The sequence below is a fragment of the uncultured Campylobacter sp. genome (assembly GCF_937949835.1).
Classification (GTDB): Bacteria; Campylobacterota; Campylobacteria; order Campylobacterales; family Campylobacteraceae; genus Campylobacter_B.
Genome location: NZ_CALEDC010000520.1, coordinates 1 through 1,580 on the forward strand (window position 1 = coordinate 1; position 1,580 = coordinate 1,580).

Genomic DNA, 1,580 nt, shown 5'->3' on the forward strand with positions numbered 1-1,580 from the left:
TTATCATTTTTAGTTTTAAACGAGATTTTTCCTGTTCTCTCCTTTTCTAATTCTCCAACACAGACCTTATCCAACTCTGCATAAATATTTTTTAAGTTGCCTGCAACCAATAAATCATTTATTGCTTTTTTTTGTAGACTATCATTATCTTCTTCAAACTTACTATACATCAATTTTCTTGCAAGGTTGTTTTTATGAATGATAGGATTGTTGTATCTTAAATTAAAAATACTATCTAAAATAAATGGATCATCAAGATAAATAGCCTCATGCGTTAAATCCGCCGGGTTTTCTAGTTCAACAACATTATCACCTTCTATACTTACTTTTATAAGTTTATCTTTAATTTGCAATTCTATAGTAGCTTTTTCTGTGCTCCTGCCTTGTTAATCCTTTGAGGAAATTCTATAATCTGCCTAAAATTACTATACAAAGGAAGAAAGATGACAGAAGTTTTTACCAAAATTAAGGATAATCCAATTTTTAAATCAGATCCTGATAAAGTAGTCAGGAATTTTATCTTGCTGCAATATAAGCGCACTATGGTCGAAGTCTTAGATGATTTTATAGCCGTTAAATTTTATAGCTCTCTAGCTAGAGACGGAACGGTTAAAATGCATAGACACTATCACTATACGCAAGGCGGCAAGCTAATCAAGGCTCTAGGCAATGCCGACGAAATAACATTCGAAGGGGCTAGAATACTGTTAAAGAAATTAATATCAAATAGCCATACTAATGGTGTGGCGGCTCCAAAGAATACGCTAGCGAGTGTTTTTAAAATTTACTGCGAATATAACGCTTTCGCCGAAAGAACGTTAAGGAAATTACGATTTAGAATTTCAATCGAGGCTAAAGTACGTTAGCGATAAGGATATCGGCAAGATTACCAAAAAAGAGATAATGCAGATGCTAGACCCTATTTATAAAAATAAGAAATATGCACTTCTAAAAGATCTGTTCTATTTTATTCGTTCTTTATTCAGGTTTGCACGAGATAGAGGTATCACCGACAATATTTTATTTTGCGATACGCAATTAAAGAACCTATATAAGATACCTAAATCTGGAGGCTATTCATATATTTCCGCGAATGCGGATTTGAGGTTGTTGATCAAATTTATTATGAACTATCCTCATCAAATAGGCGTTAAGAATGCTTTGATCTTTGGACTGCTTACCGGGCTAAGAAGCTCAAATGTAAGAAATTTAACCCATGAGCATTTAAAAATAGACGATGGCAGAGAATACTACTTACTATTCCCGCAGGATGAAAATAAAGTGAAAGCTAATGGTGATGAATATCTGGGTCTTCCAAAGGAGGTAGGTGAGTGGCTAGAGAGCATAAAAACAAAGTCCTCTTTATTTTTTGCGAATACGGAAGGAGACGTTTTAAGAAAGGCAACGCTTGTAAAGGCCCTTAGCCCAAGTAATACCTGCGCCAACAGCCACTGCACCCCAGCCGACAGGATTTGAACCAAAGAAAGCGACATACGCACTAGAAGCTAAAGCACTAACAGCCAAGTCTTGCACCACATCACCGGCTCCCCTTGCGATAGCTTCGTCCCACTCTTTTTTCC

3 protein-coding genes are annotated in these 1,580 nt (G+C 35.9%); 2 read left to right on the plus strand and 1 reads right to left on the minus strand.

Annotation, left to right across the window (positions count from 1 at the left end; genetic code table 11):
• The coding region (locus Q0256_RS11485) for a hypothetical protein (RefSeq protein WP_297963252.1) at nt 1-353 on the minus strand (353 nt) is incomplete at its 3' end.
• A 90-nt stretch (nt 354-443) separates the two neighbouring features.
• Here Q0256_RS11485 and Q0256_RS11490 point away from each other — a divergent pair.
• Entirely contained in the window at nt 444-866 is a 423-nt protein-coding gene (locus Q0256_RS11490; protein ID WP_297963255.1) for a hypothetical protein, read from the plus strand.
• A gap of 37 nt (nt 867-903) precedes the next feature.
• Complete coding sequence (locus tag Q0256_RS11495; RefSeq protein WP_297963258.1) at nt 904-1,476, plus strand: hypothetical protein; 573 nt, start codon at nt 904-906, stop codon at nt 1,474-1,476.
• The last annotated feature ends 104 nt before the right edge of the window (nt 1,477-1,580 follow it).

What these genes read in the sequence shown, in the direction of transcription:
- Q0256_RS11490 (WP_297963255.1), top strand. Translation starts at nt 444, where the DNA reads ATGACAGAAGTTTTTACCAAAATTAAGGATAATCCAATTTTTAAATCA.
- Q0256_RS11495 (WP_297963258.1), top strand. Translation starts at nt 904, where the DNA reads ATGCAGATGCTAGACCCTATTTATAAAAATAAGAAATATGCACTTCTA.